The 26941-nt window shown below is 45.2% G+C and carries 37 protein-coding genes; 5 read left to right on the top strand and 32 right to left on the bottom strand.

The features are described from left to right. Positions 1–168 precede the first annotated feature (168 nt). A complete protein-coding gene (locus CHH60_RS13905) occupies positions 169–873 on the top strand; it encodes a hypothetical protein (RefSeq protein ID WP_095359685.1) in 705 nt (234 codons plus the stop codon). 133 nt (positions 874–1006) lie between these two features. Here the strand turns inward: CHH60_RS13905 and CHH60_RS13910 are convergent, their stop codons facing one another. From CHH60_RS13910 to CHH60_RS13940, 8 genes are all read right to left on the bottom strand, one after another. Beyond that, entirely contained in the window at positions 1007–2329 is a 1323-nt protein-coding gene (locus tag CHH60_RS13910; protein WP_095359686.1) for an LLM class flavin-dependent oxidoreductase, read from the bottom strand. A gap of 2 nt (positions 2330–2331) precedes the next feature. After that, positions 2332–3564 carry an MFS transporter gene (locus tag CHH60_RS13915; RefSeq protein ID WP_255247925.1) on the bottom strand — a complete coding sequence of 411 codons (1233 nt, stop codon included), beginning with the start codon at positions 3562–3564 and terminating at the stop codon, positions 2332–2334. A gap of 141 nt (positions 3565–3705) precedes the next feature. Next, on the bottom strand, positions 3706–4146 hold the full coding sequence (locus CHH60_RS13920; protein ID WP_095359687.1) for a GNAT family N-acetyltransferase: 441 nt from the start codon (positions 4144–4146) through the stop codon (positions 3706–3708). Positions 4147–4213: 67 nt separating this feature from the next. After that, positions 4214–4543 carry a GRAM domain-containing protein gene (locus tag CHH60_RS13925; RefSeq protein ID WP_095359688.1) on the bottom strand — a complete coding sequence of 110 codons (330 nt, stop codon included), beginning with the start codon at positions 4541–4543 and terminating at the stop codon, positions 4214–4216. A gap of 204 nt (positions 4544–4747) precedes the next feature. Next, on the bottom strand, positions 4748–5566 hold the full coding sequence (locus CHH60_RS13930) for a purine-nucleoside phosphorylase (RefSeq protein ID WP_095359689.1): 819 nt from the start codon (positions 5564–5566) through the stop codon (positions 4748–4750). A 127-nt stretch (positions 5567–5693) separates the two neighbouring features. Then, positions 5694–6083 carry an immunity protein TriTu family protein gene (locus CHH60_RS13935; protein ID WP_095359690.1) on the bottom strand — a complete coding sequence of 130 codons (390 nt, stop codon included), beginning with the start codon at positions 6081–6083 and terminating at the stop codon, positions 5694–5696. A 62-nt stretch (positions 6084–6145) separates the two neighbouring features. Continuing rightward, positions 6146–6316, bottom strand: coding sequence for a hypothetical protein (locus tag CHH60_RS29790; RefSeq protein ID WP_176476059.1), 171 nt, complete (start codon positions 6314–6316; stop codon positions 6146–6148). Between the two features lie 91 nt (positions 6317–6407). Next, positions 6408–8477 carry a helix-turn-helix domain-containing protein gene (locus tag CHH60_RS13940; protein ID WP_095359691.1) on the bottom strand — a complete coding sequence of 690 codons (2070 nt, stop codon included), beginning with the start codon at positions 8475–8477 and terminating at the stop codon, positions 6408–6410. Positions 8478–8624: 147 nt separating this feature from the next. Here CHH60_RS13940 and CHH60_RS13945 point away from each other — a divergent pair, with 147 nt between their 5' ends. The 4 genes from CHH60_RS13945 to sdaAA all read left to right on the top strand — a co-directional run bounded on the left by CHH60_RS13945 (position 8625) and on the right by sdaAA (position 13004). Next, positions 8625–9863 (top strand): MFS transporter, encoded by a 1239-nt coding sequence (locus tag CHH60_RS13945; RefSeq protein ID WP_176476060.1) that lies wholly within the window; start codon positions 8625–8627, stop codon positions 9861–9863. A gap of 99 nt (positions 9864–9962) precedes the next feature. Further along, on the top strand, positions 9963–11405 hold the full coding sequence (locus CHH60_RS13950) for a M20 family metallopeptidase (protein ID WP_176476061.1): 1443 nt from the start codon (positions 9963–9965) through the stop codon (positions 11403–11405). A 4-nt stretch (positions 11406–11409) separates the two neighbouring features. Then, positions 11410–12078: an L-serine ammonia-lyase, iron-sulfur-dependent subunit beta gene (gene sdaAB, locus CHH60_RS13955; protein WP_095359692.1), complete on the top strand. Its 669-nt coding sequence runs from the start codon at positions 11410–11412 to the stop codon at positions 12076–12078. 50 nt (positions 12079–12128) lie between these two features. After that, positions 12129–13004 (top strand): L-serine ammonia-lyase, iron-sulfur-dependent, subunit alpha, encoded by an 876-nt coding sequence (gene sdaAA, locus CHH60_RS13960; protein WP_095359693.1) that lies wholly within the window; start codon positions 12129–12131, stop codon positions 13002–13004. A 156-nt stretch (positions 13005–13160) separates the two neighbouring features. Here sdaAA and CHH60_RS13965 read toward each other — a convergent pair whose 3' ends face one another. The 24 genes from CHH60_RS13965 to CHH60_RS14075 all read right to left on the bottom strand — a co-directional run bounded on the left by CHH60_RS13965 (position 13161) and on the right by CHH60_RS14075 (position 26776). Then, on the bottom strand, positions 13161–13508 hold the full coding sequence (locus CHH60_RS13965; RefSeq protein ID WP_095359694.1) for a hypothetical protein: 348 nt from the start codon (positions 13506–13508) through the stop codon (positions 13161–13163). A gap of 93 nt (positions 13509–13601) precedes the next feature. Continuing rightward, positions 13602–14474 carry an aminoglycoside phosphotransferase family protein gene (locus tag CHH60_RS13970; protein WP_095359695.1) on the bottom strand — a complete coding sequence of 291 codons (873 nt, stop codon included), beginning with the start codon at positions 14472–14474 and terminating at the stop codon, positions 13602–13604. A gap of 92 nt (positions 14475–14566) precedes the next feature. After that, positions 14567–15046 (bottom strand): DinB family protein, encoded by a 480-nt coding sequence (locus CHH60_RS13975; RefSeq protein ID WP_095359696.1) that lies wholly within the window; start codon positions 15044–15046, stop codon positions 14567–14569. Positions 15047–15132: 86 nt separating this feature from the next. Next, positions 15133–15588, bottom strand: a complete 456-nt coding sequence (locus CHH60_RS13980) for a GNAT family N-acetyltransferase (RefSeq protein ID WP_176476062.1) — start codon at positions 15586–15588, stop codon at positions 15133–15135. 65 nt (positions 15589–15653) lie between these two features. Beyond that, positions 15654–16001 (bottom strand): hypothetical protein, encoded by a 348-nt coding sequence (locus tag CHH60_RS13985; RefSeq protein ID WP_176476063.1) that lies wholly within the window; start codon positions 15999–16001, stop codon positions 15654–15656. Positions 16002–16118: 117 nt separating this feature from the next. Continuing rightward, positions 16119–16664 (bottom strand): GrpB family protein, encoded by a 546-nt coding sequence (locus tag CHH60_RS13990; protein WP_095359699.1) that lies wholly within the window; start codon positions 16662–16664, stop codon positions 16119–16121. A gap of 74 nt (positions 16665–16738) precedes the next feature. Beyond that, positions 16739–17221: a GNAT family N-acetyltransferase gene (locus CHH60_RS13995; RefSeq protein ID WP_095359700.1), complete on the bottom strand. Its 483-nt coding sequence runs from the start codon at positions 17219–17221 to the stop codon at positions 16739–16741. Beyond that, complete coding sequence (locus CHH60_RS14000) at positions 17222–17746, bottom strand: DinB family protein (protein ID WP_095359701.1); 525 nt, start codon at positions 17744–17746, stop codon at positions 17222–17224. Positions 17747–17807: 61 nt separating this feature from the next. Next, a complete protein-coding gene (locus tag CHH60_RS14005; protein ID WP_095359702.1) occupies positions 17808–18230 on the bottom strand; it encodes a DUF1801 domain-containing protein in 423 nt (140 codons plus the stop codon). 6 nt (positions 18231–18236) lie between these two features. After that, a complete protein-coding gene (locus tag CHH60_RS29795) occupies positions 18237–18404 on the bottom strand; it encodes a hypothetical protein (protein ID WP_176476064.1) in 168 nt (55 codons plus the stop codon). A gap of 58 nt (positions 18405–18462) precedes the next feature. Continuing rightward, the gene (locus CHH60_RS14010; RefSeq protein WP_095359703.1) at positions 18463–18945 is read right to left on the bottom strand and encodes a hypothetical protein; all 483 of its coding nucleotides are present in this window, start codon (positions 18943–18945) and stop codon (positions 18463–18465) included. Positions 18946–18979: 34 nt separating this feature from the next. Beyond that, the gene (locus CHH60_RS14015; RefSeq protein ID WP_441339394.1) at positions 18980–19501 is read right to left on the bottom strand and encodes a DinB family protein; all 522 of its coding nucleotides are present in this window, start codon (positions 19499–19501) and stop codon (positions 18980–18982) included. A gap of 150 nt (positions 19502–19651) precedes the next feature. Further along, a complete protein-coding gene (locus CHH60_RS14020; RefSeq protein WP_095359705.1) occupies positions 19652–19891 on the bottom strand; it encodes a DUF3977 family protein in 240 nt (79 codons plus the stop codon). A gap of 29 nt (positions 19892–19920) precedes the next feature. Further along, complete coding sequence (locus CHH60_RS14025) at positions 19921–20328, bottom strand: NUDIX hydrolase (protein WP_095359847.1); 408 nt, start codon at positions 20326–20328, stop codon at positions 19921–19923. Between the two features lie 19 nt (positions 20329–20347). Further along, complete coding sequence (locus CHH60_RS14030; RefSeq protein ID WP_095359706.1) at positions 20348–21289, bottom strand: GNAT family N-acetyltransferase; 942 nt, start codon at positions 21287–21289, stop codon at positions 20348–20350. 178 nt (positions 21290–21467) lie between these two features. Continuing rightward, entirely contained in the window at positions 21468–21782 is a 315-nt protein-coding gene (locus tag CHH60_RS14035; protein WP_255247926.1) for a GNAT family N-acetyltransferase, read from the bottom strand. Positions 21783–21803: 21 nt separating this feature from the next. Beyond that, positions 21804–22289 (bottom strand): DinB family protein, encoded by a 486-nt coding sequence (locus tag CHH60_RS14040; protein WP_095359707.1) that lies wholly within the window; start codon positions 22287–22289, stop codon positions 21804–21806. A 29-nt stretch (positions 22290–22318) separates the two neighbouring features. After that, positions 22319–22768 carry a hypothetical protein gene (locus CHH60_RS14045; protein WP_095359708.1) on the bottom strand — a complete coding sequence of 150 codons (450 nt, stop codon included), beginning with the start codon at positions 22766–22768 and terminating at the stop codon, positions 22319–22321. Between the two features lie 23 nt (positions 22769–22791). After that, positions 22792–23328: a histidine phosphatase family protein gene (locus CHH60_RS14050; RefSeq protein ID WP_095359709.1), complete on the bottom strand. Its 537-nt coding sequence runs from the start codon at positions 23326–23328 to the stop codon at positions 22792–22794. Positions 23329–23370: 42 nt separating this feature from the next. After that, positions 23371–23814, bottom strand: coding sequence for an oxidoreductase (locus CHH60_RS14055; RefSeq protein WP_095359710.1), 444 nt, complete (start codon positions 23812–23814; stop codon positions 23371–23373). Positions 23815–23905: 91 nt separating this feature from the next. Continuing rightward, entirely contained in the window at positions 23906–24349 is a 444-nt protein-coding gene (locus CHH60_RS14060; RefSeq protein WP_095359711.1) for a GNAT family N-acetyltransferase, read from the bottom strand. Positions 24350–24406: 57 nt separating this feature from the next. Continuing rightward, the gene (locus CHH60_RS14065) at positions 24407–24835 is read right to left on the bottom strand and encodes a GNAT family N-acetyltransferase (RefSeq protein WP_176476065.1); all 429 of its coding nucleotides are present in this window, start codon (positions 24833–24835) and stop codon (positions 24407–24409) included. Between the two features lie 31 nt (positions 24836–24866). Beyond that, a complete protein-coding gene (locus tag CHH60_RS14070; protein WP_095359713.1) occupies positions 24867–25322 on the bottom strand; it encodes a GNAT family N-acetyltransferase in 456 nt (151 codons plus the stop codon). 230 nt (positions 25323–25552) lie between these two features. Beyond that, positions 25553–26776: an amidohydrolase family protein gene (locus tag CHH60_RS14075; protein WP_095359714.1), complete on the bottom strand. Its 1224-nt coding sequence runs from the start codon at positions 26774–26776 to the stop codon at positions 25553–25555. Positions 26777–26941 lie beyond the last annotated feature (165 nt).

Consider the following 26941-nt stretch of genomic DNA (forward strand, 5'->3'; position numbering starts at 1 on the left):
AGGCAACGACTGCTGCACCCTCTCAAGCTCAAATTCAGGGTATAAATTCATAATAACAGCAGCTCCAAAAAAAGAAACCAGTAAGTCCCATTCTTTTATGGCATAAACCCTACGCAACCCTTTCCCTGAATCAGCGTAATAGAAAAAAGTGGAAAGGGAGGTGATACGATGACGAAATGGCTCAAGAAAATCCAGTCTCCCACCCTCATTTTCTTCTCATGCGTTGTGGTTGCGTCTGTGATCGTTGGCTTCCTATCCAAGCCTTATTTCACGGAACACATATTCTATGCAGACATTAACAAGTATTTATTGGATCGCCAAGAAGAAAACCAGTTGATATATCGCAGTAGAACGGCTGATTCCATTCAGGTGCTAGTGGAGCAGCAGAAGCGCACTGTATTCATCGATGATCAGAAATATATCATTACAGAACTCAGTTCCAAACCTAATGCAAAATATAGCGTGTTATACCCCAAAGGAAACACCTATGAGGTTCAGGACCATGGCGGTGTATTAAGTAGTTTTGATGAAGAAGGCAATATCATTACTTCCATCGCTTTTTACGTTAACAACCAGAGAATACTTGGCGAGGACGAGGAACGATTTTCACCGGATACAATCGTGACTGCTGCTTACCCGGTATACCATCACGCGCAAGGTGAGCCTGTCTACCTTTTTCTCGCATTCGCCGGTTTGATATTTGGATGGTGCAGCTTCTACTACCGGAGGTTTCAGGATATCCTCTTCCTCATCTCCCTTCGTTGGATCTGGGTGAACGACCCCGAACCTAGCGACTTTTACTACTTGATGACCAGTATTGGCGGCATTGTTGTGATGATGGGATCCGTTTGGATTGCTTTCAAAGCATTCTGACCAAGCGGATTTGCATACACAAAAGCGGTGATGACGTTGAAGATACGTCACTACCGCTCTTTTTTTATCCCTCTATTAACGAGACTTCGGTCAAGTTTGTCAAACATGAATATCTATCATCAAATTACTCCATTTAGTTCACACGTTCCAACGTGTACCGATTACGCGGAATTTTAAGCCCCAAGTTCTCCCGAAGCGTCTCATGCTCATATTCCGTTCTGAACAGTCCTCGTTCCTGCAGAACAGGGACAACCAGATCCACGAAATCCGCCAGTCCATTCGGCACAACCGTACGGATATTGAATCCGTCTGCGGCTTCGCCTTCAAACCACTCCTGGATCTGGTCGGCGATCTGGTCGGGTGTTCCAATGAAAGAGGTTCGCGGCGTTGATGCTCTTAGCGCGACTTGGCGGAGGGTCAGCCCCTCTTCTCTTGCCTGCTGCTTGATCTTGTCCGTTGTACTGCGGAAACTGTTGCTGCCCACGTCACCAATCTCAGGGAAAGGCTCATCAAGCGGATACTGAGAAAAGTCATAATGGTCAAAATAACGCCCCAAATAATTCAGCGCGTGGTCAATACTGACCAGTCCGGCAATTTCCTGATACTTTTGCTCTGCCTCTTCCGCCGTTCTGCCCACAATTGGACCGATACCCGGGAAGATCAGAATGTCTTCAGCCTGACGTCCATATGCTACCGCTCTTGCCTTAACATCCCGGTAAAACTCCCTTGCTTCCTCGAACGTTTCATGTCCCGTATATACAGCATCTGCCGATCTCGCTGCCAGATCTTTGCCGGATTCGGATGAACCTGCCTGAAAAATGACCGGATAACCCTGTTTCGAACGTGCCACATTGAGCGGTCCCTGTACCGAGAAATGGTTCCCTTTGTGATTCAGCGTATGCAGCTTGGAAGGGTCGAAAAAGACACCATTCTCCTTGTCCCCGACAAATGCATCATCCTCCCAGGAATCCCACAGCCCTTTGACCACATTCAGGTGCTCTTCGGCAATTTCATAGCGCAGCGCATGGTTTGGATGTTCGCCTTTGCCGAAGTTAAGTGCCGATCCTTCCAGTGGGGAAGTGACTACGTTCCAGCCCGACCGACCTCCGCTGATCTGATCCAGTGAAGCAAATTGCCTCGCTACCGTAAACGATTCGCTGTAGGAAGTTGATAATGTCGCAACCAGTCCAATATTAGAAGTGGCTCCTGCCAGCACAGACAACAGGGTCAATGGCTCGAAGCGATTCAGAAAATGAGGATTGGATTTTTCGTTAATATAGAGACCGTCAGCAATAAATAGGAGATCGAACTTGCCTTCCTCCGCTTTACGCGCCTGTTTTTTGTAAAAATCAAGGTTAACACTGGCATTAATCGGAATGTCAGGGTGTCGCCAGAAGGAAATACTATTCCCGACTCCGTTCAGATTGGCACCCAATTTCAATTGTCGTTTCGTCATATTCAAGTCCTCCCTATGTTTTCGTGGATAATCCGATCACTCTTGTTCATTTGCTTCATATCACTTGCCTTTACCACCCAGGCTGCCCCGAGGAGTACGATCCCTGTAAGGAGAAAAATGAAAGGAATACCGGGCCATCCCCCAAGAAAGCCCCCAATCAAAGGACCAAGCACAATACCGAATTGGCTTGCCGTCTGACTGAGACTAACTGCCCTGCCCCGAAAATCATGCTCCGCATATTTGATAATTAATGCATTGAGAGCCGGGTAGACCGCAGCGAAGAACAGACCATAGATAAATCGCAAACTTCCAAAATACACGAGATTATACGCGGTTAGCTGAAGAAGACTGCCAATGCCGCCACCGATCAGCCCGATAAACAAGGTTTTTTCATACCCGATCCTGCCACCAATCTTTCCCCATCTGGTTCCCATAATGACTGTAGCTACGCCGATGGCTGAGAATACGATACCTGCACTGAGTGTCGCATGGCTGACATCTCCGCCGATCTGAACGACATACAGCGTAAGCACCGGTTCGATAATGAGCACGGACGTGGAGACGAGTAAAATAAGTCCATAGATCCGCATTAAACCGGGAGTGGATGCCGCTCTCTTCAGATCTCCCAGAATGCTGGTGGAAGCCACTTTATGGGATCTGCGCGACTCTTTTACGCCAAGAACCAGCAGAGCCGATAACAGTGTAATGATCCCGGAGGCAATGAAGCATCCCCGCAGCCCAATCCATTGACTGAGCACACCTCCACCAAGAGGCCCAAGAATTCCGCCTGCTGCAGTGGATGTAGAGATGACACCCAGCGCGTAGCCGACATGTTTCTCCGGCGTATTCGTGCCAACCAATGTGATGGAGGCTGGATTGAATCCTGCCATGAGTCCCTGAAAGACCCGAACAGCAATAAAAGTGTAAGGGTCCTGAACCAAATAGTTGGCAGAATGGGCAATCGCCAGCCCAACACCTGAACGGATCAGCATCAGCTTGCTGCCGTATTTGTCAGCCAGTGAGCCCCAGAAGGGCGCACATAATCCGCTGATCAGAAAGCTGATCGAGATCGAGACACCGGACCAGGCCTCCAGCCCGCTCTCAATTCCGAGATCATTTTGCAGGAACAGAGGAAAGAACGGCACGGACAAGGTGTACGCCATATGATTGAAAAAAAGCCCCAACCACAGAATATACAGATTACGCTTCCAATCCGGCATATCGGCATTCTCCATAGTATATAATTCCTATAAAATAAGTGGGTTATTATTCATATTAGGATAAGGATGCATGAAAGTATAATAGAAAAGTTCAATAGACCCATTCAAGAATTAAATGAATGGATCTGTTAGATGCTGCTATTTTGACCGTAACGATTACTGCACTTGAACGGACATGAACACATCCACCTCATCTTCACTGTCCAAAACAAACCCAAAACGTTCATACAATCGCCGAGCCGGACTGCCCTGCAACACATTTAAAGTAACACGCCTGCCCCGGACCTCATCCCGTTTCAGCAGCATGTTCAGCACTTGACTTCCTATTCGCCGACCCTGATAGTCGGGATGGATATAGAAATGTTCCAGTAACATCTCCTCTAACTTGGGCTTCAGCGCTACACACCCCACCAGTTCACCCTCGACCTCGATGATCCATGTGTACTCAGGGTCAAATGTGTTCCGGAAACGTTCCCGAACCTTCACCTCATCGTACCTTCCCAATCTGGTCAGATCATCATATAGAACCAAAGCTCGCAACTCAGCAAGCCGCTCCACATCTTCCTGCACAGCTTGATTCATCGTTAGTTGGTTCATTATTGCGACCTCCGTATTCATTACTTCAACTACCTGTTTCTCACATATGTACTACCGCTTGCTGACTCTACATCAATTCATTATCCATTTTCTTGGCACGTATAATCTCGCGAATAATCTTCGAACGGTTCCAAACGACAAATTTGAAGACAAGTCCATCCTCCATCGTAATGGTAATACCATTAGGAATGATTCCCCATGTCTTTCGTTTCTCAATCTTGGTCATGCCCCAGATCTCAAGTTGAAGCCATTCAGTCTGAATATTCAGGCCATGTGGGATAAAGACCAATCGTTCATTGGTAAGGAACAGTTTCCCCCCAACCCCTTCAAATCCCCTTAACCAGTTCGCATTGATCCGTTCAAAAATGACATATTCCGTTGAACCCAACTCTTCCATTGCTGTCAGTCTCCTTTTAGCAGCCAATCTTGATTATTTCAGAAGTTTGAATCTCTCTTATTATAGGTCGTTTCTGCTCGTTTAGGAATATTTTTGCACATCATTATGATTAAAAAAAAAAGCATAGTCCACCGGATATCATCCGTCATGAACAATGCTTTTTTCTCTGTTGCTATTGCTATAAAAAGGAGAAGCCTCTCTTCCCTACATCTCTTGCAGAATGCCTTTAACCAGCCCGATAAAGGTCGTCTTCACTTGTGCAGCCACTTCGATGACTTCATCATGACTGAGCGGCTGATCCAGAATGCCGCAGGCCATGTTGGTCAGACAGGAAATGCCGAGCACTTTCATGCCGCCATGAATGGCTACGATCGCTTCAGGAACCGTAGACATTCCTACAGCATCCGCGCCCATTGTCCGAATCATGCGAATCTCGGCTGGTGTCTCATAAGCAGGACCACTCCACCACGCATACACCCCTTGCTGCAGGCTGACCTTCTGCTCTTCTGCAACCTTAATTGCAATACTGCGCAACTCGCGGCTATATACCTGGGACACGTCAGGGAAACGTACACCCAGTTCGGCGTTATTAGGTCCCATCAGGGGATTGTTGCCTACCAGGTTAATGTGATCCGTAATGAGCATCAGCTGACCTGGCTGGAAGCTTGTGTTGATCGCTCCGCAGGCATTTGTAATGATCAATTGCTCGACACCCAGCGCCTTCATGATGCGAACCGGAAACGTCACTTCATCCAGCGTGAAACCTTCATAATAATGAAGACGTCCCTTCATGGCTACGACCGTTTGGCCCATTAGTTCACCAATGACCAGCTCGTTAGCGTGACCAACAGCTTCAGATTGTGCAAAATACGGAATATCCGTATAGGGAATAACTGTAGCATTCTCGATCTCGTCCGCAAGTGCTCCAAGTCCGGAACCGAGGATCATGCCTACGACAGGCTTGGTGTTGATTCGGTTTAATATGTAATCTCTAGCTTCTTGAATATGTTCAGATTGATGCATGAATGGTTTCCTCCTGATAATCTGTATTGGGGATTAGTATAACTATACCTCAAGTGTAATGAACAATGGACATGATGTAAATGGAAGTCAACAGCCATTACATCTGGACACACTCACGCTTTATACGTTAAGGATTAACACCCGTCTGTAACACTTGGATATATACTTGCAAAAGCCTATCAAAATCAGGAGTTTCATCTTCAATCCGCTCTATATACTTCCACAAGATCAATTCTTCCGTTTCGATGTTTATTACCTCGTATTCCATTTGTCCGGACTCCCAGACGGTTACTTGGCCCATGGCGCACACTGATTCATGAACAAACCCGGTCGAGGGGTCGGGAAAATACTGTTCATTCACATGGCCATGGTTCACTGGTTCGGTGGTAATATGAAGCGTTCGCAGTGGGCCTGCCTTTTGTTCGGCCCATTGTCTGAATTTTTTTTGAAGCAACGTGATATGCACCTCCCAAACGACTGGCATGGCCAAGATTCTACTGGTTTCCTTTCTAATCATTATACTTCACCTGTGCACACAAAAAACGACCCCCAGCCAGAGAGTCGGTTGATTCATGGTATTTAATTCAGTGTATGTGTGGTTCTGCTTTTTAAAATATCCATCCCCATCATCAGCAGCAGCATCAGTGTGGCGAACATCAACGGCTTGTTAAGGGTGCCCTCAGCAAAAATAAAATAGGTAAATGTGACATTTCCCATAAATGCAATCAGGTAATTGCGGATGTGATTCATCTTCCCACCCTCATTTCGGGACTTTATTTGAAAAACGCCTAATTCTATGCTTAACGCTATCACATTTTACCAAATAAATCCAGATGCTCATTCAAGATGAGCGGTATGTCTGCCGCAGATAACAGGCCAGCTGCAGATGAAGCAGGTGCTCCTGGTTACTCAAGGACATGCCCAGAATCTCTTCAATTTTGCGAATCCGCTGATACAGTGTATTGATATGAATATGAAGCGTGGCTGCCGTCTGGGCGGCAGATCCTCCGGAAGCCATATATGTCATTAGCGTTTCCTCCAGTCCGCCGGTCTGCCCTTTGGCAGGTCGTAGCGGCTCAAAGATCTCTGCCATAAACGTATTCAGATCCTCCGCAGATTGCCGGATAAACAATCGGTTGACACCAATATCCGTATAGCGAATGGTTCCCCGCTCTCCCCTTGTCTTCTGATACGCAAGTGCCTTATCCGCTTCCTGGAATCCCGTATTAATCGCATCCACGCCTGATCGGATTGAACTTAAGCCTCCGAATAATTTCACCTGATTTCGACTCTCCCAATCCTTCACCAGGGAGCTGAACTGCTGCTCCAGCTTACCGGGTTTAACCGCATCGGTGACGATCAGCAGCAAGGTAATTCGCCTCTCATCCCCAAACGCAACAGGCAGCGTTCCGGATGGCATTTTCTCTCTCAGATAAGCAATCAGCTGAACGGATAATGGACTATATGTGGATGGGTTCAACCGATCCGCAAACTCCAAAAGGCCCACTACGATGGATGTTGAAGGACCAATTCCAATCTCCCCTGACTTCTGCCAGTAATCCTCCGAATCCTGACTAAGTCTCAGTTCATTGAAGAATTGCTGTGTTTTCTTGAAGTAAAATTCAGCCAGAGACTGCTTGCGCATCAGTTCAAGAGCCAGAATGGAGCTCCCCTGCTCCAGCGCAATTAACTGCAATGGTTCCAGCGGAGAATTCATTTGCATGATCAGATAACCGAGACATTGATTAGCCGAAGCAATCGGGTACAAATATTGAAATACCTGGCTTTCTTCCCCCTTGATACATGTCAAATAATCAGGATGATGCAAGGATTCATACAGATTGCGCAGTTTCTCCATATCCCAATCATTCCGGACGCTGCTCCGTTTGGGGATCCATTCATTATCAATAAAATCAATAAATACGATTGGCACGCCAATGATACGTGTCAATTCGTTAACGATGGATACCGCACCTTTATTTTGGAGGGACAGCCGCATTAAGGATGAGTGAATCTCGTCCCGTTTGATGAGCGTTTCGTTCCGTTTGCTCAGATCCTCATAGAGCTGGGCATTCGTGATGGCAATGGAAACCTGATCGGCAAAGCTCTGCAGCAGTCGTACATCCGATTCCGTGAATATGGGGACCCTACCTTTTTGATAGACGATTAACACGCAATCCGGCTCGCCTCCCACCTTGATCGGCACCGAAATGATTGACCCGATATTCTGAAAGTCGTATGCCGAATTCAAATGATACTTGTTGTCAGGGGTCATGTTGCCAAAATCATCTTCCACTGTGGAGAAACTGTTGTATAGCTTGGGAGTGCCTCGCTTGAACGTATTTCCAATAATGCCTTCGCCCGGCTTCAGCTTCATTTTCAGCATATCCTCGCCCATTTCTCCAGCTCTTGCCTTAACCTTCAGTGCATCAATTGCAGGATCGTATCTCCATAACACCCCGATACATTCATAAGGAATGACTGATAGCGCACTCACCAAAATCCGGCCCAACAGCTCATTCAAATCTAACAGCTGAGTCACATCACGGATACTGTTCATAATTTCGTTCAAGGCACGTTCATGCTTGCTGGCCACAGCCTCCGTATAATACGGGTAGAGTAATGAGGATAGCGTAACTAAATCTTCCGCAGAACAGTGCCAGTTCTTAAAAACACGAATTGCCACACATATATTATTGCTATATGGCAGAAAAACTAACATAATGTCATCTGATTCTTGCTCTACTTTGGGGTGTTGAAGAGGGAGACTTTCATCAAAACAAGGTGGTATACTTTCCTTTTTGCCAATGGCTTCATTCAGCACCCAATCTTCCCAATTACTGCTGATCCAAACCTCATAATCGCATTTCCCCAAACGTTCTCTCAGGATTTCATGTAAGATTCCATTCAACAGAGCCGCCCCCAAGTCAATGTAGGTTTTCACATAAAACTACAATTTATTATACATATATATACATTGTGTTGGTACCCTCTCATCCTGTAACTTTATATCAACACAGAAATCAAGTTAACAATTGATGAGAAAGAAGGTAACACAATGTCCAAAATCATGCAAAGCAAACACTTCAAGTACATTGTTCTCGCTCTCTTGTTTCTCGGCTGGTGCCTAGGCAACCTGGATCGCTTCGTCATCAACTATGCCATTGTGGGAATAACTCAGGACCTGGGTCTGGGCGCTTCCGCACAAGGAATCATCCTCAGTAGCTTTTTCCTCGGGTATGCCATTATGCAAATCCCAGGCGGAGCACTCGCCGACCGTTTCGGCTACCGTAAGGTCATTCTTGTTTCCTTGTTCTCCTGGTCCATATTCACCATTCTGACCGGGTCCGCCTGGTCATTACTCTCTCTTATCTTCGTTCGTTTCCTGTTTGGTATTGGTGAAGGCAGCTTCTTCCCTTCCGGTTCCAAAGCTATCGCCACCAACTTCCCGGTCAATCAGCGAAGTGGAGCCATGTCGATCATGCTGGCATCCGCTGCAATTATGGGGGTTATCACTCCTATTATGACTGGACATGCCCTTGTGACCATTGGCTGGCGCAACCTGTTTTACATCATCGGTGCGGCGGGCATCCTCATCACGGCGCTCATGTTCTTTTTATTAAAAGAACCTGCTAAATCGGCTCTTACTGCTTCTGCTTCAGGCCAACAACCGAAAACATCACTTAAAGACGTTCTAAAAACGCCTATGATCTGGAACTTGTTCATCAGCTACTTCAGTATTTATGCCGTCAACTGGGGACTCCAATCCTGGATGCCAACGTACATGGTCAATGTCCGGGGACTGGATATGACGGAAATGGGACTGCTTGCAGCCATCCCGGCGGTCGTCAGCATTTTCACCATGCTCCTCAGTGGCTATGTGCTCGACCGTATCCCGGCTGGTAAAGATCGGATTATCGCTTCCGTATTCGGTGTACTTGTTGCCTTCTTCCTGTACCTCATGGGCTCCTCGGGAAGCATTGCCACATTTATTACGTACATGACAATCGTAACGGCCATGGCTGGGTTTATTTCCACACTCATCATCTCAAAATCCCTTAAAACCATGCCCGAATCTGTAGTCGCAACGGCTAATGGATTCATTAACACAGGTGCACAGCTCGCCGGTTTCCTGACACCGATGCTGATTGGATTTCTGGTAGAGGCTTCAGGAGGATCTTATGCAACGGCCTTCATCATGTTGATCGCCTTCGCCCTCATCTGCTCCCTTTCGTTATTCTTCTCGCGTCGTTCGAAACAAGACAGTAGTTCCGAAATGCAGGCAACGGCCGTTTAAAGATGCAGCTTAGCTTAGTAACCTTTTTCTCGATAAAATATCATGCCATAACAAACCATTTCGTGTTCACCATAAAATACATGTAAAGAGGTGTATCTCATGACAACAACGATAGATCTAACCCAATATATATCCGACGCCATTGAAGGAAAACGCGAGCTGTTTACCCAAGCCAGTGACCGAATCTGGGAATTTGCAGAGACAAGGTTCGATGAATTTCAATCCGCAGAGCTGCTGATCGAATTGCTTGAATCCGAAGGCTTCACGATCGAGAGAGGTGTTGCCGGACTGGAGACCGGATTCATCGCCTCCTATGGTTCAGGGCTGCCGGTTATTGCCTTACTGGGCGAATATGACGCACTGGCTGATCTCAGCCAGGAAGCAGGCATCAGCACATATCAGCCCGTTCAGCCGCGTGGTAACGGTCATGGATGCGGACATAATCTGCTCGGAATAGGCGCTGTGGCTGCAGCAGTCGCAGTCAAAGACTATCTTCAAGAGAATCCGGATACCCAAGGAACTGTGCGTTTCTATGGATGCCCGGCCGAGGAAAGCGGATATGGTAAAACGTATCTTGCTCGCGAGGGCTACTTCAAAGACGTGGATGCTGCACTCTCCTGGCACCCTCACTCCATGAATGCCGTTATGCATGGAAGCTCCAATGCAGTCATTCACGGCACGTTTACGTTTAAAGGCATTAGTGCTCATGCTGCTGCCGCTCCCCACCTGGGTAGAAGCGCTCTCGATGCCGTTGAGCTGATGAACATCGGTTCCAATTATACGCGGGAGCACATGATTGATCAGGCCCGAATTCACTACGCCATTACCAACTCGGGCGGTTTGGCACCCAATGTCGTGCAGGCTGAAGCCGAGGTCACTTATCTCGTTCGAGCACCGAAGAGCGCTCAGGTACGGAGTCTGTTTGAACGTCTGGTGAAGGTCGCAGAAGGGGCCGCCCTGATGACGGAAACCACGATGGATTTTAAATATGAAGGAGCATGCGCCAACCTGATTCCGAACAGCACGCTTGAGAAAGTGATGCATCAGCATCTCGTGGCTTTCGGTGCACCAGAATATGCAGAGGACGAATACGATTATGCCAAAGCCATCTATGAGACGCTGCCGCTCCAAAATCAGCAGGAAGCTGGCGCGTTAGTTGGTCCTGAACTCGCCCCTCTTCTGGCTGAACGACCGCTGCCGAACTTTATTGCTCCTTATTCAGATGAGAAGGAGACCTTCATGGGTGGATCAACCGATGTAGCCGATGTCAGCTGGAATGTGCCAACTGCGCAGTGTATTACAACCACGATGGCCTTTGGCACGCCGCTTCATGCCTGGCAAACCGTTGCCCAGGGCAAGAGCAGTTTTGCCCACAAGGGCATGCTGCTCGCTGCCAAAGCGATGGCAGCTACGGCCATTGAATCCATTTTGCATCCAGAGATCGTCAAGGAAGCACAACAGGAGTTGCTGGACAGACTCGGCGGAGAAGTGTACGACTGCCTCGTTCCCGCAGATGTGCAGCCTCCCAAACGGGGAGAATGAGACTGTGAGGTTCAAAGACGTATTTTCCATTATCGGTCCAGCCATGGTTGGACCGTCAAGCTCCCACACTGCAGGAGCAGCACGGATTGGACGCACGGCTAGACAACTGTTTGGCGAATGCCCTTCCCATGCAGAAATCATCATGTTTGGCTCTTTTGCCGCAACGTACAAAGGACATGGTACCGACACCGCCATCGTTGGCGGTCTTCTGGATATGGACACGGATGATCCCGGATTGCCCGAGGCTTTTGCCCATGCAGACATGGCAGGCATGCAAACTGTCATCCGTCCGGGAACAGGTCTGTATCCGCATCCGAACACGACAGAGATTGTACTGACCAACGCAGCGGGAACTCGGACATTAAACATGATCGGTACGTCAATAGGCGGAGGGAATATCGAAATTGTCCGGATTAACGGCTACAACTTGAAGCTGACGGCTCTCTATCCTACACTCATCATTCGTCATAGCGATGAACCAGGTGTCATTGCTGTCGTCACCAGCCTGCTTGTAGATAATCGCATTAATATCGGACACATGTCCGTGGATCGTAAGAGCCGGCGAGGTGAAGCCATGATGGTGCTCGAATGTGATGGCCGAATTGCCCCCGCCGTGGTCAGGCAGATTGAGGTGATTCCGGAAGTCCAGGAAGTCACGCTGCTCCATCTTTAATTTGAATATTGGAACTGATTTCCGCTTAATCGATAAAGGAGCCTACGCCAATGAACTTTCGAACACTAAAACAACTTGCCGAACTGGCGGAGACCCGCAATCTTTCCCTCGGCCAGCTTATGCTGGAAGAGCAATGTCATGAATCAGGCGAAGACACGGGTACCGTCTTCGGCCAGATGCAAGAGTATTATGAGATTATGAAAAGTGCCGTGCATCAAGGTCTTCACACCGATACCACTTCCAAAAGCGGCTTAACTGGAGGAGACGCCCGTAAATTGATGGCTTTTCGTGCAGATGGACAGTCCATGCTCGGTGACCATGCCAGTCTGTCGATGAGTTACGCACTTGCGGTATCCGAGGTCAATGCCTCGATGGGTCGAATTATTGCTACACCGACAGCGGGTTCCTGCGGCATTATTCCCGGGGTATTTATCAGCAGCCAGGAGCGATTCGGCTGGACCGATGAACAGATGGTCTACGGCCTATTCGCCTCCGGGGCAATCGGCTATGTCATTGCCAACAATTCGTTCATCTCTGGTGCGGAAGGCGGGTGTCAGGCGGAAGTGGGGTCAGCCATCGGGATGGCAGCTGGAGCGCTGGTGGATATCCGGGGCGGGTCCCCTTCCCAGGCCATCCACGCCGTTGGGCTTGCGCTGAAGAATACCCTTGGTCTGATCTGCGATCCGGTAGCAGGGCTTGTCGAGATTCCGTGCATCGTACGGAACGGGTTTGGTGCCATTACTGCTCTCGGAGCCGCCGATATGGCGCTGGCCGGAGTCCGCAGTGTAATCCCTTCCGATGAGGTGGTACAGGTCATGCTTGAGGTTGGATCGGCCATGCCTGAATCATTACGCGAAACGGCAGGCGGCGGCCTTGCCCAAACGCCAACAGGCCGCAAAATCACACGGGATTTGCAGCATAAATAAAGATCAGGCATGTCATTTACACTCAGAGAGACGGTCAGAACGCCTCTCAAGGTAAATGCATGCCTGTTTTTTTGTTTGACGTATATGATGTATTTCAACCAATGAACAGCTCGTACATTCTTCAGTTAAGTTCTGTTGAACTAAAGGGGGCTACAGCTATAGCTTGTCCACCTGCAGCAGCGTAACCTGTTTTACGGTACACGCAGGACTGATTTGCTCTTCGGATAACACGTTCAGCTTGATCAAGCTTTTCAGCTTATGACTATCTACCTTGGACAGCAGTCGCCAAATATCCGGATCAGGCAGTGCGGCATACAACTTCTGGTCATCATATTCCTTGCGGTGCTGAAGCACCGTTTTCACTGTATAACCGCCAACCTGCGCCTCGTATACCCCTTGTTCCGCACAATAAGCGACAATCTCATCTCGTAGTACAGACAATTGCTGCTCGATGTCTTTTTGCTGCTGTTTCAGTTGAAAATAGGTTTGCACCTTATGTTCCATGACCTATCACGCTCCTCTATATCATAGATATGCAGGAAACGATCGTTTAGGACAGGCTATTCTCACATTCTATCAACTTCTTCAAGCACTCCGTCATGGTTGCAATAGACTCTCCCTCAAATACGGATTATTACGAACGATTGCACACACCCGCTGCATTACCTTCGGTCCCAGGGGCACATCGCCGACGCGGCTTAACAGAATCCAACGTAGACAAGCAATGGCCTCAAATACTTTCTCATCCTCCAACGAGTAACTAGCTATGCGCCTGAATTCAGCACAATACGACTCGCCATAACTCTCGCCACTGTAGATCGTAATAAGGAAAACAGACCATGCAACATCGTACCTCGGGTCGCCCAGCTGTCCGTTCGTCCAGTCGATAATGGTGTAGTCGTCCTCCATTTCAAGAATGTTACCCAGATTATAATCCCCATGGATTAAGCAGTCCTGCCTAAGCTGGACGCGCTGAAGAAGGTATGACAGATGAGTGCTGATATCTTCATAGAGCTCTATGGAAGGAAAGAAATAACCAACAAAATCATATCTGGATATGTATGCTCCATCTTCTCCTGTACCTGCTTCATTCAACGGATAACGATGGACCTCCATTAAATGTTGAGCCAAATGTGCCAGTTTGGAAGATGTTAATTCGGTCACAGGCACGCCATCATAGCTCGTTAACAGCACCTGATTATGCTCCTCATCCCTGCCCCAGCCATAAGGTGTGGAGACACGGATACCATTATGGAGTAGTTTAGATAACAGCTTATATTGGTTGCCGACATTCGGTTTGGAATCCTTGTTCCATATCTTCAGAACATACGGCTGATCATCAAGTACGATTTTCATCACATCCGCTTCCAGTCCAGGTGACAAAGGAATAACCTCGTATCCCCCTTTCATCATAAGCCTTAGACTTTCATCCAATTGGATCCAATTCATACGGCTAAGTTCGATGGTCATCACTTCCTCCTCTTCAGCACATGGCCCTATCCCCAGTAAAATAGATCGTTCTCATCATTTTTTAGTCGGTCATCGGTCTACCCGATCCGGGGTCAGTCAGGGGTAATCAGACCTTTACCAATCACATTGGCAGACACCGGTTCCTTGCCCAATTCTCTGGCCCATACCGACAATTGTCCCATATGGTGAATCTCATGAGCGATGACGTGACGCATCACTTCTCCCCATGAATCAATTACGACTTTGCCATTCGATAGATGATCGATATGAGCTCTCTTTTCCATGCTGGTGTCCCAAGCCAAAACAAATGCTTCTACATCAGGACGCAATTTGCGATCGAATTGTCGCACCGCTTCAAGGCTCTTGTAATGTTCAAAATCTTCCGCTCCATCCGGCTTACCTTGCAGAATCTGAAGCCAGCTCCACTCCACATCAATGATGTGAAAAAACGTCTGCAAGATGCTCCCTACCCCGCCTGTACGAGGTCGCAGCAACTCTTCAAGCGGTAAGTCCTCACACCATGCATACCACTGTTCACGCACCATCCAGTTATAACGAAAAAAAGTTTCCATTTCCATTCCTCCTTTTCCTGTTGTATTCTTATCTACTCTTCTGAACGGGTCTATCTCATTTCATACTGATCAATTACATGATTTTTTTAATAATTCAAACTCTTCCTGAACGTAACGCGCGAATACCCTGCTTGAAAATAATCCTTCTCAAACTTCGATACCGAGTAACCAATCGATTTATAAAATACTAGTGTATCTTCATTATCAGGATGGCCGAGGGTGTGCAGCATAACTTCAGTTACTCCTTTTTCTTGAATCGCTTCACATACATGGTCCAGAAGAGTTTTCCCGATTCCCTTTCTCAGATGCCTGGGTGATACAACAACACCTACGATTTCATACGATTTTTCATCATTGTTATACATAAACCCGGCATGTCCTACAATCTGGTTCATCTCAACTGCAACCCAGTATTCCGAATTACTGGAATGATTGAAATAGCTCGCCCATCGTTCTGGATAGAGGTTAATGATAAAAGCGGGAAACTGTAACGCATATTCCTCCATTAATCGCTTAACAAATTCCGGATCCTGTGGTTCCAACCGTCGGTAAGATATCACAACCATCACCCTTTTATAAAATGGATCATTTCCTAATACCATGTTGACTACAGCTGCTTTTTACGAGCCTTGAAAAGAGCCTCCAAAGCAAGATCGACCAGCACAAAGATCATCGCTGCAAATACACCAAACAAGGTTAAGATAATAGTTTCTCTATACCTCAAAATATCTTCCCCAGCACCCATGACCAGATAAAATATGTACATGCCGACGAACCCAGCGCACGCGTAACTCAGTAATTTTACAATTAGGTAGAGTACATGCTTAGTAAATCTGATTTTGTTCACCAAGAAGTCTACTACGATCGACAAAGGTAAGCCTATCAAAAAGATCAACGGAGCTGCATATATAGGGTACACTGCAATATAAAAACCAAAATCATAGGTTTCACTCATGGATAACAAGCTTGCAGCTAAACTAAACAAGATTACGGTTAAAAGTGAAGTTAACAGCTTTCTACCCAGGTTCATTTCACCACTCCAATATGGGTATCCACAATTAATCCAATGTTCTTATACGTCCGAATCCGCCGGTTTCCAGCCTACTTCCTGAGACCACAGATGGGCTTTCTGTAAGATCTCCCACACTACAGGCCCTTTGCCCTCCACATACTTTGAGCGTTGTTCCTTGTATAAACGCATGAGCCTGTGCTTTTCTTCCGCATACTTCAGGCAATCCAGTGGATGTTCTCGTAAATAATCCCTAAACAGCAGTGTCATCTGCTCCGAAAAACTCCCTGCTTGCCTAACGTGTACATGCGTTCGTCTATTTCCCGGTGCTTCGCGGAAATATCTTTTGCTCTGATCCGGATTATCCTCCCTAAATACAAAGCCGACCCTTTCAATATCCAACTGGAAATTCGGTAAGTTATCAAGATGCAACACCGAAATTTGAATGTCAATAATGGGTTTGGCGTCTAAACCGGTGATAGAAGTTGATCCGACGTGGTCGATGCGAAGAGCTTTTTCTCCTAATGCCTCCCTCAATCTGGATCCCGTCTCTAGAAACAACGACCTCCATGCCGGGTCATGCGTTGCAATTCTCCATTGCTCTTCCATACAGAACCTCAACCTCGTTTCGATATGTATTGGCTATATCATAAATAACAAGCTTATCATGCTTTTGTTGCCCATTATCGAGTGTTTCTTTTTCTTTCGTGTAACTTTAATCTGTATATCATTTCACCTTCTTGGTTATCCATCTCTTGATCGATGAATCCCGTCTTCTCGTATAGTTTTCTGGCATGGGCATTGCTTTCTTCAATAGTTAATGAGACCACCTGACATTGATGATGGGTTTGCTGAATGAATTCTAGTATGGTATAAAGTGCTTCTTTCCCTAATCCTTTGCCTTGATAATCCTGATCGATTTGAAACCCGCCTATCCAATAATTATCCTTACTATCTGGCGTGTAGCTTAAATAGAAGAAACCAAATGCCTTTTCTCCCTGACGCAGGATATATGGGTCAAACGCTTCATCCCACGGTTTAATATAGGCATATGCTAATGACTCAATGACAGTTGGCACCCATTTGACTTGAGATTCATGTAATGAGATTGAAATTGCTTCTTCCCAATTACTTTTATTAATAGCTTCGATAGAAATTGGTATCATTTAATTCCCCTTCCCCTTAAACCACTTTCTTAGTTGATTAATATGAGCTTGATGGTAACGATTATGGTCGGCCATATGCCATATTCCCCAGCGTAGTGTGGCTTGTTTTTCATGGTCATGTCCAAAAGTAACAACACGGTCCAAATCAGCATCTGTTATTTGCGTGCATGTCTCTTTCAGATCAGTTATTACTCCCTCATATTGAGAGATAAGCGTGTCCCTTGACACTCCACTCACCATCGGAAGGTTATTATTTTCATCGATCATCGGGCCGTATTGTTCTCTCAATGATTGGGGCAGCGGTATTCCTTTAATTCTGTAGACCCAGTTTAGATCAACGTATAGGATATGTTTTATTAACTGAGCCGTACTGTTGAGGTTATGATCGGGTCCCTTGTAATCTACTTCCTCCTGTGACATTCCTTCTGTAATGGTTTGAAGTCGCTGGCTATTCTCTCTCACTGCTGAATATAGCATCCCAACTACAGGTGACATATTGGCTTGGCTTTGCAGGTCATGCAGCATATTATTTTTCCTCCTTGCCTTGTTCATAGCAGCATGTTGTAGGTCATTCCATGGAATATAACTACGGATTCGGATAGGTCTCTTGTAAGAACTTAACCGACTGGTTTATTAAAGCTTTCAAAATATCCACATGAATGTCTGCGACTTTATTAATATACACGCATGCTTTACCTGTCGTATGTTTCCCCAGGTCCTTTAATAGTGATTCTCGTTCTGTATCTCCGGTTGCAAAATATAAGCTGATTTTCGCTTTTCGGGGTGAGAAACCTACCAGCGGGGCATCGCCTTCATGTCCTGAATCATATTTATAATGATACGCACCAAATCCAATAATGCTCGGTCCCCACATCTTGGCTTCATAACCTGTTGTTTCAGCAAAAATATCCAGCAACGTATAAGCATCCTCACGTTTCTTTGGATGATCCACCCTCTCAATAAACTCAATAACGCTATTGTCTGTCTCTTTTGTTTTTTGCTTGTACATCATGTTTCACTCCTTTTCAACCTGATTGGCAGATTGGATCTGTCCAGCTTCTCGCAGCTGATGATTCAGTTCATCCAATGATTTTTGCAGTGATTCCATTCTCCTCAACCCTGCGTATTGATTACTAATTATGCCTGCAAAACCAATAACCACGACTATAATGAGATAAAGCAATGGAATCCCTCCGTAGTGAATTATCGTTAATAGAACTATCAATGAGTTCAATAGATCATTAATTCGTTAAGTCTTTTATTTTCATTGAAAGACTCTCCCAGTCACTACTATATCCAACATTTGTCCCCCAACCTGCTGACCTTAGATCATCTCCTAATTGGATTAGCTCGTTAATTCCGTCATTGTCCAACTTGGTATTTGGAAATCCTGTAAATGTGGGGAATTTAGCAAAGTACTTATACAATGTCCACAAGTCATTTTCTTGGGATTCCGTAATCAATCCAGCATTCTTACCTGTAACCATTAGTTGATTGATACCTTCTGTAACATCCTCAATCTTCTCAAGAACCGTATTTTCGTCGTTCCACTTATTATCAACTTGGTAATCAATTGTACTCTCCAATTGAACTAAATCACCCTGAAGTCCAAAGGATAAACCCGAATAGATTTCTCTCAGGTGACTTTCCTTCCAAAATACATACGTGATCAAAATAATGTTGAATATGATGGAAACAACAATAATGATATTTTTGGTCTTCATTGATTCCCCTCTCAATTAAAAATACTTAGCTACCTTAAGCATCAAGAGTTCTCTTTCTGATCATTCTGATTTGGCCTCTGTGATTGATCTCATCCTCGAAAACATGAAACCACATAAAATAATAATTGGCCGATTTGTTATACCAAAATTCCTCTTCCTTGCTTAACCAGTCGTCATCTACGCTCTGAAAGAATTGAAGTGTTCTCCTTCTTACCTGGTCCATTTTCGTAAAATAAAAGGTGATATCATTGCCTTTGATCTTTTCCTGTCCTTCCTTCCCTAACTGAAGCGCCGGGCCCCATTCCAATAATTCCTCTTCGTTCAGCTGCCGATTCTCAAACGTCGCCACCTGATAAGCGTATTCGACCCCCGCAAAGTGCAGCAGCAATGCTCCAATCGAGTTACTTTCCGAATCCAGCAAAAAATCCAGTTGATCGATGGATAGATCTTTGACTTCTTCAATCGTTGTATATCTGGCATAGTTCATCATTGAAATCAAGCGACTAATCTGAGGAGAATAACCCGGTATGTCACTTATCAGATAAATGTTATCCATATTCATGATTTATGTTCCCTCCACTTTAGGTATGTACGACTTGGCTCATGATAAAATTCACATCATCTTTCAAATGATCTGCAATATACCGTCTCTGTCACAGCCTATTACCATTTATCGGGGTTAAACTTTCTGTACATGGTTCCCGAATCAATATCCAAAAAAGCCAAGAATGATTTTTACCTTCTTCACCTTTTTATTCATAAATTTAATTCCCTCTTTTGTATCAATGATCATTACCTTTTTTCCGATCCATACTCTAACGTACACTGACTTAAGACTGAAGGGTTTAGTAAATCCCTTGACCTCGTTTTCCGTACCGTCTTCGTGTTCGAATTCCGTTCGGATGAACCAACGGTTTCCATATCCGATCTCTCTAAACTTTTTCACTGCATGCTCCTTTTCAAAGCCTCTTTATCTTAGAATTCAATATAAAAGGGCTGCATTTCAGGTCTTAAACAATATTCGATTCGCTGTCTAAAATTCTTCCACGTGACTAGCCTTAAGGCTTCCTCCACCGTGAAATACTTGGTCTCCAGACTTTCGTTGGAAACAGTCAGTTGACCTCCGATTGGCTTTGCCTGAAATAATGTATTCACAATGGATTTCTCCACATTTTGAAATACGCCGCAAAACCGGGTGATCTCGATATCAATCCCCGCTTCTTCCTTCGTTTCCCTAATGGCTGCACTGTGTAATGATTCGCCGACCTCCACCTGTCCGCCTGGCATTTCCCAGCCCCTTTTAGGCCCTCTGATAAGTAATATCTCATTCTGATCATTGATTACAACCGCAGCTGCCGAAACAATATGTTTAGGTGGGGTCATCTTCTCCAGACCTTTCATTTTAATTTGATTCCGCAGGAATAATCATCTGTTGTACTTCTTGTACTCCAGGAATAAACCCGAGGTTATAATACACGGATTCCGCATCGTTTCCTTCCATGACATACAACCGAAGGATGGGATATTGTCCTTTCAGGATTGTCAGAGCTCTCTGCAGCATGTATGTTGCAATTCCTCTCCCTCTATGCGATGGGATGACGCCGATACTATAGACTGCTGCCTCCGTGTCTTGTAAACAAAGCCTGCAATTGGCGACAAGCTGCCCTGTATTTTTGTCATACACAAGTGTAGACGCTTCCGTAAGGGTCTCATTAGTTAGAGCGGGATCTTCATCAGGTATGAACTGTTCCAACGAAGACTGATTTCTTCTTAACGCCTCAAAACCTCCTACAAAGCTTGCGAAGTCGCAATGAGCTATTTCATTTTCATTTGTAAATCGCTTGGTGCCTGTTTCATCTTCTATAATTTGAGGACTCTTGATGATCAGATCGTCGTCCCATGTCACGTCGAATCGTTCAGTGGGACGCTGCATCCAGCGGCATCTGAACTCCACTGGCCAAAATCCGGCTTTGGCAAATAAATGAACCTGGTCCGGAAGAATCTCAAAAGCTTTAATGGCTTGGGTTCGATCAGACCAGCTGACAAGAATCTTTTTCAGAAGCTTCAGTACCTCAAATGATTGATTGAACGGTGGAATGAAAAATAAGTGATATATATTATTGGGTGCCATCCGTACCCCGCCAATTTTTGATTCTCCCTGGTAGATCCAATACGCATTATTTCGGTTAGCATTGAACCGCTCTTCTCTAAAAAAACCAACAAAGCGCATATTGTAATAAACCGAGCAATATATTCCCCACTCTTCCGGGTCAGCCTTACGAATAGAATATTCGCTGGATAAATCATACGTTTCTATGTTTTCAGACCATTCAATTACCTGCACACGTCATTCCCCCACTATGCCTTGAATTCTTGTATTCTTCTGCCTTCATGCACTCGATCTGAGAAGTTTCCTTGCGTGTATTCGTGTATAACCTTATTCCAAAAGCGCTGTGCGGGCACATTGCTTTCAAGCTGGTGTACTTCCCAGTGCCCCTCATGCATATCAAATAGTTGTTTAGCTACCGCCGTGCTATACCTTCTTTTCTGTATTTCTTCATAATAAAAAACTCCGCAATGGAGCAGTACTTTTGCTCTTCTGATTCTATGCATCTGACTAACACAAAACCGATATAGTTATCCTCCTGTTTGATGACATATGGAAATCGATGATCCACTTCGACCCAATAGTCTTCCAAATAAGGATAGGGCCTAAATAGACCATCATCTTCCACATCACAATCGATAAATTCAGAGAAATCATAAATATAGAATTGCATGAGATTTTGTATGATACCCTTATATTCCTTAGATGCTTGAATTAATTCATAATTCATATCGTGGTTACCACCTCACCTTTACTTAGCTATGTGCAGCGTCTTCTTAAAGGCTTCAATCTGCTTTTTATGATGTTTATCATGCGATATGAATGCCCTTACATACTTCTTAATACTGAATTTCTTCTTGTCTCCATCCTTATATTCTCTTGTATATTCTTCTTCGTTCAATCCCGTAATATCATGGATTATGTTCATTCGCTTTTCTACAAATTCTTCAACAATCGTATTCTTCGATCTGGTCTTTGAGTATTCCATCGCATTTGCATTAAATTCATCAAAGTTCAGATGCTTTACGGTCAATGGTTCGCCCTGTTTGATTTTATAGATAGCTTCCTCATAAAAATATTGATCCCACATCATCATATGCGCGATAACGTCTTTCAAAGTCCATTTGCCTTCAGCTATTGGCGTATTCCAAACCTGCTCAGATAGACTTTCCAACTCTCTCACATAAGAAGTAAACGACTTGAATTCCTCAATCATTTCATCCGTAGTTTTAGCCATGATTATATCGCTCCTATAAATGATTTTGTTCACCTTACTTTAAGATCGAATTCCTCGGTTTGACCGTTCCATTCTACGCGAAAGCTCACACTGGAATCTGTCTGAGGGATTGCTCCGTTACCTGCTGTATAGCCAACAAAATATACGTCCTCTGCATTCTTATTAGCAGATGTCGTTCCCCATCCCGATCCAGCAGTGGTATCGTAACTGTATTTGATTTCTCCATACGGCTTCGTACCGTCTCCAATATATTTGAAAACCAGTTGTCTTTTATGATTGTCTCCTCCTATTTTTTGGAGAGATATAAGGTTTGCTGCCCAATTGTCAGCTGAGCCCTTGTATTCATTTAGAAACTCCAGCTCGGAGACCTCTATATCATAAATATCATTAGCCATTAATCCAGAATAGACAGAAGACTTCGAGTAACCGCCACTGAGCAAAATGCCCAATATCGCCAAAATTAGAGTTGTATTTTTCAAGCTGCATCACTCCTTCCTTGCTTTTAACCATTTGATCTAAAGTTATACACGTTGTACCTTCCATTATCGGAAGAGTATTTTAATAGATTCCCATCATCGGGTTCACCTATGAAATAGGCTCCGATACAACCTGTAGTACATCTGTGTCCAGAAATTAGTATGTTTACATCACTCGTCCTGTGTTCCGCCTCAAGTTCAATCATGAATTGATACACTCTCTTCATAAAACCGTTTATATCCTCGATACCCTCATATACTTCAGGGTCAGGTATAGGACCAGACATGCTCACTTCCTCTCTATGCCGGAGATCTGCTTCACCGAGATCAAAAACATCAAGTCTTGGGTCAATCACAGCCTTCATACCACTTACAATCTCTGCAGTTTGAATAGCCCTTTCTTGGGGAGAGGAAAAAATATAATCAAACTTTACATTCATCATTTCATCTCTCAAACTCTCAGCTTGCTGGATTCCGTAATGGTTTAATGGCAAACCTCGTCTGCCTTGGAGTCTCCCTTCCTTATTCAGATCGGCCTGCCCATGCCTAAGAACGTAGATCATGTCACCAAGCCTCCTTTGCCACCATTGAATCAAACTATATCTTCACATTTCTACCAATCCAAATGTATTCTGAATAGCTCTCTCATAGTTTTCCCACACAAAATAAAATGGACCTATGTTTAGTGGTTGGTTCTTGTGCTCCAGAATAAAGTCCTTCCAAATAACTACATCCTCATCCCGATCCACTTTCACAGAGATATAACCGCACTCTTCGTCCCCGCACAAAGGGCATACTAAAATGGGATATCTATAATACAGATACTCATGGGGTTCCTTTAACAAAAAGTATTGAATCATTTGTCTTTGATTTTCTTCAGTTCCCCATCCAAGTGCTGGTACCAGATCGTGCCTCTTAAGCATCTGATATAGAGACTTTCCATCGATAATCAGATCTGCGAATGTTGTGTTTTTATTCCCATCCTGAGATGGATCTAATTCATCATACCGACTGGAAGGTTGAGTTTCTAAAACATTTATTGTAGTCATTACTAGATTCTCCTTGTTGTTTATCCTGCTGATAACTTATAAATAAAATAACGCTTTTCCATTCGGAATAGTTATTACATTCCCAAAAAATCTACAACCTTTTCTTCAGAAAATACTGAACGATGCCCTCTGGATATTCATCGATGACTCCAAACACTTCATAGCCCATCTTCTGATAGAACTCTGGAGCCTGGTAGGAAAACGTGCTGGTGTGAGCGAGTTTGCACCCCATACTTGAGGCTATGCTTTCCGCTTGTAAGATGAGAGACTTCCCACTCCCGTGATTTCTATATTCCTCGTCGATCCAAAAGTTATCAATATATAATGTCTCGCAGTATGTAGCACAGAAGATTCCACCTACAGCCTGGCCTTCCATATCCCTCAGAAATAGATTGATGCTTTTTCCTGGCCTCTTTAATAACCCTTTCGTTTCTCTTACATTGTAGTTATACAAACGATCACAAATGGCTTTGTAGTCTTCCTCATGCCCTTCATATACAATCTGTAATTCAACATCTTGCTTCGGGCTATTCATAGATCTATAACCTCATTTCATTCGATTAGATTTATATGCTCGCTTGGTTCGTTCATCTTATAGGTATTTCTTAAATGCTTTGCTTGACCCTCCATCGTACCCTAGTTTTTCATAAAAATGATGTGCCTCGATTCTGGATGCTCCACTGGTTAGAAATATTTTCAAACAATTTTTCTGTATACATATATTTTCGATAGCCTTCATCAGTTCTGAACCGTATCCCTTGCTCTGGACATGCTCCGTAACAATGACTCGTTCAACTACTCCAAACGGTCTATTCTCTACCAGGGCATCCAGACAAATATGTAAGTGTGCTGTACCAATAACCTTTTGATCAATTTCGCACACGAGCAAGAAACTGTTGGGATTATTTTGGATCTCCTCAATCCGTTCTCCCAACACTTTTGTATTCAAGTTGTTTGGCAACAATTCTTTGTACAAACGTTCAATAGCCTGCGCATCTCTTGGTTCTGCTTCTCTGATCATCACGCTCACGCTCCTTATGTTCTAAAAATAATTAATTCAGCTGATAACTCAATATAATGTCTCCATTGTCTTCAACTTCGCCTGTGTCCAGGAATCCAGAAGCTTTATATAGCGTGTTGGCCACAACGTTATGCGGTACATGAGACACTCTGATCTGTTGACAATCAGCTCTGCTTTTTAGTTTGTTAATCACTTCTCTAATAGCTTGTTTGGCATAGCCTCTTCCTTGGTATCTCTCATCAATCATAAATCGCAAAATCCAGTGATACCCATCACTATAGATTTCATTGTCAAATAGAATGAAACCCACCATCTGATCCTCCGCATAGATTCCGTATGGCTTGGAAGTAGTCTCCTTGATTGCATGAATGAGCGAGTCCGAATTCGTAGCGACCAGGTTCATTTGCTCATCCCGTGGTTTAAGGTTAATGCATTCCAATTCGTTTTCTTTCGTTATCAACCTAAGCGTGATGTTCTCTACTGACATGAGGGCCTCCCCTTAATCATTTATCATCGTATTACCATAATTCATATGTATACTGGCACCAGCCTTTCCTACAATTTATCCAATGCATATACATCTGGAAAACTAAATCCATCATAACCCAAATCATGGTATATGCGAATAATTAATTCCTTTTCCAAAAGAATCTAATTTCTTTTAACATCGCAAAAAACCACGGTTTCCCGTGGCTTCACATGATTTCTGCATTTCCCTTATACAGTTCCACTCACCATCTGCCCCTTGTACCAAACCGCCTGCCGGGCAGATTTACGGGCAACGGCTTCCGCCGAGCAGCTTGCCTGAACCAGTACAAAGCTCGCCGCATCGCCTACTCTAGGCCAGACTTGATTCCCTTCCGAATCCAGCGGTGTAACTCCACCCGTGATGAATCCAAGAGACTGGGACAACGAACGTTCATCATTGTATCCATACAATTCGGCGAAGCGCCCTGCTTTCTCCAGTTGATCCCCACTGCCAAAAGGTGACCAATGATCGGTTAGGCTGTCTGTGGCCAGCTTCACGTTGACCCCCACGCGATGCAGCATCGGAAGGGGCATAACCATTTTGCCGATGGGTACCGTTGAAGCCACGCTCATGCCGAGAGAGGCCATACGCTTCGCCATATCCTCCGCCTCCTGCTGCTCCGCTTGAGCGAACCAGAACGCATGACTCACCGTGACCTTCCCTTGAAGTCCTGCCTCTTCCGTCAGGCCAGTGAGTCGCTGCAGCGTTTGCTTGCCCGGCTCATTGCGATCATGCAGATGGATATCGATCCCCGCCTGATGCTGCACAGCCAGATCTACCATGGCATGGAGCGATTTCTCGATATGCTCGTCCACTGTATGAGGATCAAGTCCACCCACAATTGTAGCCCCTTCTTGCATGGCTTGGCGCATTAACTCCACCGAATTGGAGCGAAGCAGCCCATGCTGTGGAAATGCCACAATCTCCGAGGAGAGTTTGCCTGAGAAAGTTTCCAGTGCTTGTCTGGTGGCCTCAAGCCGTTTCAACCCACTGACGGGCTCAATGTTGCAATGGCTGCGTACATGAGTGGACCCATAGCCCTGAATTAGGTGCAGGATACTCTCCGCTTGACGTTTCGCATCCGGCAGCAGCTTGGGCAGCAGCACCTTCTCTTCTTCAATCCGTTCGAAAATGCTGGATATGCGCCTTACGGCTTGCCAAGGTCCATCGTAATACGTTTTATCTAGGTGGATATGTGCTTCTTCGAACGATGGCAGCAGCAGCTGCCCTTTACCATCATATTGAGGCAGATCCGTCTGAAGTTCCGCTCCCTCATCCTTAATCTCAGTAATGATTCCGTTCTCCACCCGGAGATGGGCCTTCTTCGTCTGTGTTCCCGTTACCTGGCCCTGTTCCGTAACATAACCTTGCTCCATCGTTACGTTGGTCAACCAATATGCCTGATTTAACATGTCATCCCTCTTTTCACGAAGTGTGCCGTGCATGGTATCGATCATCTGTGCTCTATGGTACCATAGGGGTGAACGAGGCAAAAATATGTAAAACGTTGGTGTTCCATACGAGGATCGTTTGGATCTGACTAGCGGAAAGGTGTGCACTCAACATGCGCAAATGGC

The organism is Paenibacillus sp. 7523-1 (assembly GCF_002276415.1).
Lineage (GTDB): Bacteria > Bacillota > Bacilli > Paenibacillales > Paenibacillaceae > Paenibacillus > Paenibacillus illinoisensis_A.

Excerpts from the sequence above, each read along its gene's own strand:
- CHH60_RS13905 (WP_095359685.1), top strand. The coding sequence starts at position 169 with ATGACGAAATGGCTCAAGAAAATCCAGTCTCCCACCCTCATTTTCTTC.
- CHH60_RS13910 (WP_095359686.1), bottom strand. The coding sequence starts at position 2,329 with ATGACGAAACGACAATTGAAATTGGGTGCCAATCTGAACGGAGTCGGG.
- CHH60_RS13915 (WP_255247925.1), bottom strand. The coding sequence starts at position 3,564 with ATGGAGAATGCCGATATGCCGGATTGGAAGCGTAATCTGTATATTCTG.
- CHH60_RS13920 (WP_095359687.1), bottom strand. The coding sequence starts at position 4,146 with ATGAACCAACTAACGATGAATCAAGCTGTGCAGGAAGATGTGGAGCGG.
- CHH60_RS13925 (WP_095359688.1), bottom strand. The coding sequence starts at position 4,543 with ATGGAAGAGTTGGGTTCAACGGAATATGTCATTTTTGAACGGATCAAT.
- CHH60_RS13930 (WP_095359689.1), bottom strand. The coding sequence starts at position 5,566 with ATGCATCAATCTGAACATATTCAAGAAGCTAGAGATTACATATTAAAC.
- CHH60_RS13935 (WP_095359690.1), bottom strand. The coding sequence starts at position 6,083 with ATGATTAGAAAGGAAACCAGTAGAATCTTGGCCATGCCAGTCGTTTGG.
- CHH60_RS29790 (WP_176476059.1), bottom strand. The coding sequence starts at position 6,316 with ATGAATCACATCCGCAATTACCTGATTGCATTTATGGGAAATGTCACA.
- CHH60_RS13945 (WP_176476060.1), top strand. The coding sequence starts at position 8,625 with ATGTCCAAAATCATGCAAAGCAAACACTTCAAGTACATTGTTCTCGCT.
- CHH60_RS13950 (WP_176476061.1), top strand. The coding sequence starts at position 9,963 with ATGACAACAACGATAGATCTAACCCAATATATATCCGACGCCATTGAA.
- sdaAA (WP_095359693.1), top strand. The coding sequence starts at position 12,129 with ATGAACTTTCGAACACTAAAACAACTTGCCGAACTGGCGGAGACCCGC.
- CHH60_RS13965 (WP_095359694.1), bottom strand. The coding sequence starts at position 13,508 with ATGGAACATAAGGTGCAAACCTATTTTCAACTGAAACAGCAGCAAAAA.
- CHH60_RS13970 (WP_095359695.1), bottom strand. The coding sequence starts at position 14,474 with ATGACCATCGAACTTAGCCGTATGAATTGGATCCAATTGGATGAAAGT.
- CHH60_RS13975 (WP_095359696.1), bottom strand. The coding sequence starts at position 15,046 with ATGGAAACTTTTTTTCGTTATAACTGGATGGTGCGTGAACAGTGGTAT.
- CHH60_RS13985 (WP_176476063.1), bottom strand. The coding sequence starts at position 16,001 with ATGAGTGAAACCTATGATTTTGGTTTTTATATTGCAGTGTACCCTATA.
- CHH60_RS13990 (WP_095359699.1), bottom strand. The coding sequence starts at position 16,664 with ATGGAAGAGCAATGGAGAATTGCAACGCATGACCCGGCATGGAGGTCG.
- CHH60_RS13995 (WP_095359700.1), bottom strand. The coding sequence starts at position 17,221 with ATGATACCAATTTCTATCGAAGCTATTAATAAAAGTAATTGGGAAGAA.
- CHH60_RS14000 (WP_095359701.1), bottom strand. The coding sequence starts at position 17,746 with ATGCTGCATGACCTGCAAAGCCAAGCCAATATGTCACCTGTAGTTGGG.
- CHH60_RS14005 (WP_095359702.1), bottom strand. The coding sequence starts at position 18,230 with ATGTACAAGCAAAAAACAAAAGAGACAGACAATAGCGTTATTGAGTTT.
- CHH60_RS14010 (WP_095359703.1), bottom strand. The coding sequence starts at position 18,945 with ATGAAGACCAAAAATATCATTATTGTTGTTTCCATCATATTCAACATT.
- CHH60_RS14015 (WP_441339394.1), bottom strand. The coding sequence starts at position 19,501 with ATGGATAACATTTATCTGATAAGTGACATACCGGGTTATTCTCCTCAG.
- CHH60_RS14025 (WP_095359847.1), bottom strand. The coding sequence starts at position 20,328 with ATGACCCCACCTAAACATATTGTTTCGGCAGCTGCGGTTGTAATCAAT.
- CHH60_RS14035 (WP_255247926.1), bottom strand. The coding sequence starts at position 21,782 with ATGAATTATGAATTAATTCAAGCATCTAAGGAATATAAGGGTATCATA.
- CHH60_RS14040 (WP_095359707.1), bottom strand. The coding sequence starts at position 22,289 with ATGGCTAAAACTACGGATGAAATGATTGAGGAATTCAAGTCGTTTACT.
- CHH60_RS14050 (WP_095359709.1), bottom strand. The coding sequence starts at position 23,328 with ATGATCTACGTTCTTAGGCATGGGCAGGCCGATCTGAATAAGGAAGGG.
- CHH60_RS14055 (WP_095359710.1), bottom strand. The coding sequence starts at position 23,814 with ATGACTACAATAAATGTTTTAGAAACTCAACCTTCCAGTCGGTATGAT.
- CHH60_RS14060 (WP_095359711.1), bottom strand. The coding sequence starts at position 24,349 with ATGAATAGCCCGAAGCAAGATGTTGAATTACAGATTGTATATGAAGGG.
- CHH60_RS14065 (WP_176476065.1), bottom strand. The coding sequence starts at position 24,835 with ATGATCAGAGAAGCAGAACCAAGAGATGCGCAGGCTATTGAACGTTTG.
- CHH60_RS14070 (WP_095359713.1), bottom strand. The coding sequence starts at position 25,322 with ATGTCAGTAGAGAACATCACGCTTAGGTTGATAACGAAAGAAAACGAA.
- CHH60_RS14075 (WP_095359714.1), bottom strand. The coding sequence starts at position 26,776 with ATGTTAAATCAGGCATATTGGTTGACCAACGTAACGATGGAGCAAGGT.